Source organism: Photorhabdus aegyptia (assembly GCF_000612035.1).
Lineage (GTDB): Bacteria > Pseudomonadota > Gammaproteobacteria > Enterobacterales > Enterobacteriaceae > Photorhabdus > Photorhabdus akhurstii.
In genome coordinates, this window is record NZ_JFGV01000104.1 from 1 (window position 1) to 7523 (window position 7523).

A 7523-nucleotide genomic window follows, 5' to 3' on the forward strand; every position below is an offset into this window, starting at 1 on the left:
GAGCAGACACTCAGCTATGCTGAACTGAATGCCCGGGCTAATCGGCTGGCACATCAGCTGATTATGTTAGGAGTAGAACCGGATCAACGAGTAGCGATTTGTGTCACACGCTCACCGGCGATGGTGATAGGACTACTGGCAGTGCTGAAAGCTGGTGGGGCTTATGTGCCACTGGATCCAGCTTATTCTAGTCAGCGTTTAGTTCATATTCTGACCGATGCTGCACCAGTTATTTTGCTAGCAGATGATGTCGGGCGTGCTGCATTGGGTGAAAAAGCTCTTGAAGGACTTAATATTTTAAACCCAAATACTCTGACTGAACAATTAGAGAGTAATCCGCAGGTTCCTGAGTTGATGTCACAGCATTTAGCGTATGTGGTTTATACTTCGGGCTCTACTGGTACACCCAAAGGGGTAATGGTGGAGCATCGTGGGGTGGTTAACTTAGCTCTGGCACAAATCGGTCGATTTGATGTTGATGAAACTAGCCGGATATTACAGTTTGCTTCATTGGGTTTTGATGCCAGCGTTTCGGAAATTATGACGGCATTGAATAGCGGAGCCTGTCTAGTCATCCCTATCGACACGATTCGTCAGGATCCGCATCACCTTTGGCATTATTTGGAAGAACAACGGGTAACACATGCTTTCCTGACACCGGTTTTGTTCGAGAAAGAGGCAGATTTACCAATAATAACGATAAAACCCACGTTAGTATTTGCAGGAGAGGCCCCTAGTTTGACATTGTTCCAAACTTTGTGTGGCCTGGCGACACTATTCAATGATTATGGCCCGACAGAAACTACCGTTTGCGCCACAACTTGGCTTTGCCCGTCGGACTATACGGACGCATTGGTTCCTATAGGACGTCCGACGACCAATACACGTATTTATCTGCTAGATGCTCATGGCTATCCAGTGCCGCTAGGGGCGGTGGGTGAGCTGTATATTGGTGGTGCGGGTGTGGCACGGGGTTACCTGAATCGCCCTGACTTGACCGCTGAACGCTTCTTGGCTGATCCGTTTAATGATGAACCGGATGCGCGGATGTATCGCACTGGGGATTTAGCGTATTACCTTCCGGATGGCAATCTGGTATTTATTGGCCGTAATGACCATCAGATCAAAATTCGCGGTTTCCGAATAGAATTGGGAGAAATTGAGTCCCGATTGACACAACATCCAGAAGTCTGTGAGGCACGAGTGTTAGTTCAGGCTGAAGGACCGAATAAGCGTTTGGTCGCTTATGTGGTAGCGCAAGAAAATGATGGATTAGTTAATAGCTTACGTGAGTACCTGAGTAACTTATTGCCAGATTATATGATGCCAGCGGCCTTTGTCCGTTTGGATGCCTTCCCATTGACGCTGAACGGCAAATTGGATCGTAGAGCATTACCAGCTCCAGAGGCAGATGCTTTTGCTCGTCAGGTTTATGAAGCACCTCAAGGAGAGGTGGAAATTATATTAGCGGCTATCTGGTGTGATTTGTTGGGTATTGAACAGATTAGCCGACATGACAATTTCTTCGTTTTAGGGGGGCACTCGCTACTGGCTGTGCGGATGGTAGAACGCTTACGTAACCGAGGGTTAACGTTGGCGGTGCGAGATTTATTCCAATCTCCGGTGCTGGCTAAACTGGCTAAGGTGATAGTGCAATACCGGGTTTTGGAAACGCCTGCCAATGCTATCATGTCGACAACCACAACAATAACGCCAGAGATGTTACCGCTGATTGATCTAACCCAATCTGAGATTGATCTCATTATTAGGAAAGTGCCAGGCGGGATCGCCAATATCCAAGATATCTATGCTTTATCACCATTGCAGGACGGTATTCTATTTCACCATTTGCTGGCCAATGAAGGCGATCCATATCTGTCAGTAGGTCAGATGACCTTTACTGATCGGGGGTTATTAGATCGTTATCTGGCGGCGGTTCAGTGGGTGGTTAATCGACACGATATTCTGCGCACTGCCTTTATCTGGCAAGGCTTATCCGTTCCGTGTCAGGTGGTGTGGCGTCAGGTACCGTTGTCTGTGACTGAACTAACATTAGATCCAGCTGATGGGAAGATCAGTGATCAGCTCATTCAGCGCTTTGATCCCCGTCAGTATCGTCTTGACCTTAGTCAGGCACCTTTGTTGTGTTTTGTGGTGGCTCAGGAGGAAGATGGCTCTTGGCGGGTATTAGAATTACTACATCATTTGATTGGTGATCATACGACCCTAGAAGTGATGCAAAGTGAAGTTCAGGCCTATTTTGCTGGGCGAGGAGACAGTTTGCCAGCTCCGGTACCTTTCCGTAATCTGGTGGCGCAGGCTCGTCTTGGTATTAGCCAGGCAGAGCATGCACGTTTCTTTACCGACATGCTGACCGGGGTAGAAGAGCCGACGTTGCCATTTGGGGTAACAGAAGTGCACCATGATGGTTCACAGGTTACAGAATTTCATCAGATATTGACGACTGAGTTAAATGATCGTTTGCGTACTCAAGCGAAGTGCTTGGGAGTCAGTTTGGCGACGTTATGCCATGTAGCTTGGGGGCAAGTATTGGCACGCACCAGCGGACAACAAAAGGTGGTGTTTGGCACAGTATTATTTGGACGTATGCAAGTGGGGGAAGGTGCTGACCGTGGGATGGGATTATTTATTAATACTCTGCCACTGCGGTTGGATATGGATGAAACCTCAGTACGGGACAGTGTACAGGCAACGCATAGTCGGTTGGCAGAACTACTGGAGCATGAACATGCCTCATTGGCACTGGCCCAACGTTGCAGTGGGATTGCCGGTGGTACACTACTGTTTAATGCGCTGTTGAATTACCGGCATAATACGCCACTGGTAGTTCCTAATGACATCATGGAGGGTATCAAATTTCTTGGTGGACAGGAGCGTACCAATTATCCTTTTGTGCTGTCGGTAGAGGATTTTGGGGATGCCTTGGGGGTGACGGCACAGGTGATACAACCGTTTGAACCCGAACGGATATGCAGTTATATGCAGCAAACATTGGAAAGTCTGGTAGAGGCACTAGAACAGACACCGGACAGTCCAATAAGAGCGTTGGAAATCCTGCCGGAAACTGAACGGACGCTGTTGTTGGAAACCTGGAACGCGACTGAAACACCGTATCCTGATCAGTTATGTATCCATCAGTTGTTTGAACAACAGGCGGAGAAAACCCCAGCAGCGACGGCGTTGATAGCCGGAGATAAGTCCCTAAGCTATAGGGAGCTGAATACCTGTGCTAACCGGCTGACTCGTCAGTTAATCGAACAAGGGGTGTGTCCCGGTGATCATATTGCACTTCTGCTAGAACGATCGATAGAACTGGTGGTGGCCCAATTAGCTATTCTTAAAGCTGGTGCCGTTTATGTGCCGATAGATCCCAATGTGCCGGATGAGCGGAAAAACTGGTTGATAAATGATTGTCTTGCTAGGTTGCTGCTCACCGATATACAGATGGATATTCCGACTAATTTAGCTGTTCCGCTGTTGCGTCTCTCGGATGAGTCAGACACCAGCAGAGAGGAAGATTGTCTCAATTCTGATTTACCGAGTTCCAGCACTGAGTTAGCGTATATCATGTACACCTCCGGTTCTACCGGGACACCCAAAGGGGTGTTGGTACCGCATCGCGCAGTGGTCCGGTTAGTCATCAATAATGGTTATGCCGAAATCAGCCATGATGATCGGGTTGCTTTTACAGCTAATCCGGCTTTCGATGCCAGTACATTTGAAGTCTGGGCACCGTTACTCAATGGTGGGACGTTAGTGGTTATTGACCACGCCACATTATTAACACCACAGGAATTAGTACGGGTTTTACAGGCTCACCACATCACAGTACTGTGGCTGACTATCGGGTTGTTTAACCGGCTGGCGGTAGAGTTATTCCCAGTTCTTCCGCAGATAAAGATCCTGATTTTCGGGGGAGATATACCTGATTTGCATGTAATTGCCCAAGTTCTGGGTAATCGCCCGCCACAACAATTATTACAAGCTTATGGTCCGAGTGAGGGAACCACCTTTACCACCATGTATCCTATCGTGGCATTAGTACAGGGAGGGATCCGGATCCCCATTGGCCGACCAATAGCGAATACACGGGTTTATTTGCTGGATACTTATGGTCAGCCGGTACCGTCGGGTGTTATCGGTGAGATTTATGTGGGGGGAGATGGAGTTGCTTGTGGTTATCTTAATCACCCTGATCAGACTGCTGAATGTTTCCTGACAGATCCCTTTAGTGATCAACCGAATGCACGCATGTACCGGACAGGAGATTTGGCTCGTTATCTGCCGGATGGCAATCTGGAATTCTTGGGTCGTAATGACCAGCAGGTTAAAATCCGTGGCTTCCGCATTGAACCGGGGGAAATTGAGACGCGTCTGGTGGAACATCCGGCGGTACGTGAGGCGGCAGTGTTGGCACTGGGTAATGAGACAGATAAACGGTTAGTGGCCTATGTAGTGGCGGAAGTTCATGAAAGGTTATCGATTAGCCTGCGTGCTCACCTGAGTACCATTTTACCGGATTACATGGTGCCAGCGGCGTTCGTCCGTTTAGATGCTTTCCCGTTAACGCCGAACGGCAAGCTAGACCGTCAGGCATTACCAGCACCAAGTGAGGAAGCCTTTGCTCGCCAGGTTTACGAAACTCCGCAAGGAGAAACTGAAATTGCCTTAGCTGCCATTTGGTGTGAATTGTTGGGAATTAGACAGATTAGCCGGTACGACAACTTTTTTGCGTTAGGGGGGCATTCGCTGCTTGCTGTACGAATGGTTGAACGCTTGTGCAATCTTGGTTTAACGTTGGCGGTACGTGATCTGTTCCAATCTCCGGTGTTGTCCGAACTGGCCCAGAAATTAGGGACACATAGGGTTGTGGTGGTGCCTCCCAATATCATCATGCCAACCACCACTACTCTGACACCAACGATGCTACCGTTGATTAATCTGACCCAACCTGAAATTGATTTGATTGTCAGACAGGTGCCAGATGGGATCACTAATATTCAGGATATCTATGCCTTGTCACCGTTACAGGACGGTATTTTGTTTCATCATTTGTTGGCAAACAAGGGTGACCCATACCTGCTAATCAATCAGATGCGTTTTGCTAATCGGTCTCTGATGGAACGTTATCTTGCAGCAATTCAATGGGTGGTTGATCGGCACGATATCCTACGTACAGCTTTTATCTGGCAAGAATTATCCGTTCCAGTTCAAGTTGTCTGGCGTCAGGCATCGTTGTCGGTTACTGAAGTGATATTTGATCCAAGTAATGGACCTGTGTGTGACCAATTAGCTCAATGTTTTGACCCGACTCAGCATCGTCTTGATCTCAGTCGGGCACCGCTACTACGTTTTGTAGTGACGCAGGAAGAGGATGGTTCTTGGGGAATGTTGGAGCTGTTGCATCATTTGATTGGTGACCACACAACACTGGAAGTGTTGAACCGTGAAATTCAGGCGTACCTTGCTGGGAAGGAAAGTAACTTACCTGCTCCAGTTCCTTTCCGTAATTTGATTGCTCAGATCCAATTAGGTATTAGCCCAGAAGAACATATCAACTTTTTTAATGATATGTTGGCTGATATGCAGGAACCGACACTGCTGTTCGGGTTGGTGGGAGTGCATCACGATGGCACAAAGGTGACGCAATCACATAGGATGTTAAATACCACACTGAATGATAATCTTCGTCGTCAAGCCAGACGTTTGGGGATTAGTTTAGCTACTTTGTGTCATGTAGCTTGGGCACAAGTGTTATCACGTACCAGCGGACAGGAACAGGTAGTATTCGGTACGGTACTGTTTGGGCGGATGCAGGCAGGGGAAGGCTCTGACCGCGGGATGGGATTGTTTATTAATACCCTACCGCTGCGGCTGGATATAGATGAGACCTCGGTACATAATAGCGTACAAATGGCGCATAGTCGGTTGGCAGAGCTACTAGAGCATGAACATGCCTCACTGGCACTGGCTCAACGTTGCAGTGGGGTTGCCAGTGGAACACCGTTGTTCAATACGCTGTTGAACTACCGACATAATGCGCCACTGGCGGCTATCGATAACATGATGGAAGGTGTTGAATTCCTTGGTGGGCAGGAACGTACCAATTACCCGTTTGCCCTGTCGGTGGAGGATTTTGGGGATGCTCTGGGGCTGACGGCTCAGGTCGTGCAGCCCTTTGAGTCAGCTCGGCTATGCGATTATATGCAGCAGGCGCTGGAGAGTTTGGCGGAAGCGCTGGAACACACACCGGACAGGCCGGTTAGGACATTGGAAATTCTGCCGGAAACAGAGCGGACCTTATTGTTAAAAACTTGGAATGCGACAAAAACCGTCTATCCAGACCAGTTATGTATTCACCAGTTGTTTGAACAACAAGTGGGGAGAACACCTGATGCCACAGCACTCATATATGAAGAGCAGACACTCAGCTATACCGAACTGAATGCCCGTGCTAACCGGCTGGCCCATGAATTGATCGTTTTAGGTGTCATCCCAGACCAGCGGGTCGCAATTTGTATGGCTCGTTCACCGACAATGATAGTGAGCATATTGGCCGTGTTAAAAGCCAGCGGGGCTTATGTACCGCTAGATCCTTCCTATCCGGGAGCTCGTTTGGCACATATCTTGGATGATATAGCGCCGTTAATAGTCCTGGCTGATAAGGCAGGGTATGCAGCACTGGGGGAAAAAGCGTTAGACGGAGTGATTGTCCTCGATCCAAATACATCAGTAAACCAACTGGACAGCAACCCAACGATACCAACACTGACCTCACGGCATCTGGCTTATGTGATTTATACATCAGGTTCGACAGGCACACCAAAGGGAGTGATGGTTGAGCATCGCGGGCTGGTTAACCTAATTCAAGAGAAAATTACTCAGTTCGGTATCAATCATGAAAGTCGAGTATTGCAGTTTACCTCCTTGGGTTTCGATGCCAGCATTTGGGAAATCATGATTGCGTTAGGAGGTGGAGCCAGTCTGGTTATCGCTGCCGACACAGTTCGTCATGACCCACATCGTCTCTGGCATTATCTGGAACAACAAGCGGTAACGCATATCACTCTGCCTCCGGCTTTGCTTCAGGATGGGGCCAATTTACCGACGTTAACAATAAAGCCAATAGTGATACTGTGTGGTGAAGCGCCCAGTGCGGTATTGCTTCAGGCGCTATGTGACAGGGTAATTTTGTTTAATGCTTATGGCCCGACAGAAAGCACGGTTTGTGCCACGATCTGGCGTTGCCCGTCAGGCTATACAGACGCGTTAGTCCCTATCGGATATCCAACAGCCAACAGCCAGGTTTATCTGTTAGATGCTGACGGCCAGCCGGTACCATTGGGGGCGGTGGGGGAGCTATACATTGGTGGTGTGGGTGTGGCGCGGGGTTATCTGAATCGCCCTGATTTGACCGCTGAACGCTTCTTAGCAGATCCGTTTAGTGATAGACCGGGGGAGCGGATGTACCGCACCGGGGATTTGGCTCGCTATCTGCCGGA

1 protein-coding gene is annotated in these 7523 nt (G+C 48.7%); it reads left to right on the forward strand.

The features are described from left to right. Positions 1-7523 (forward strand): non-ribosomal peptide synthetase (locus BA1DRAFT_RS20815; RefSeq protein WP_036783397.1); only part of this gene is annotated, 7523 nt, incomplete at both ends.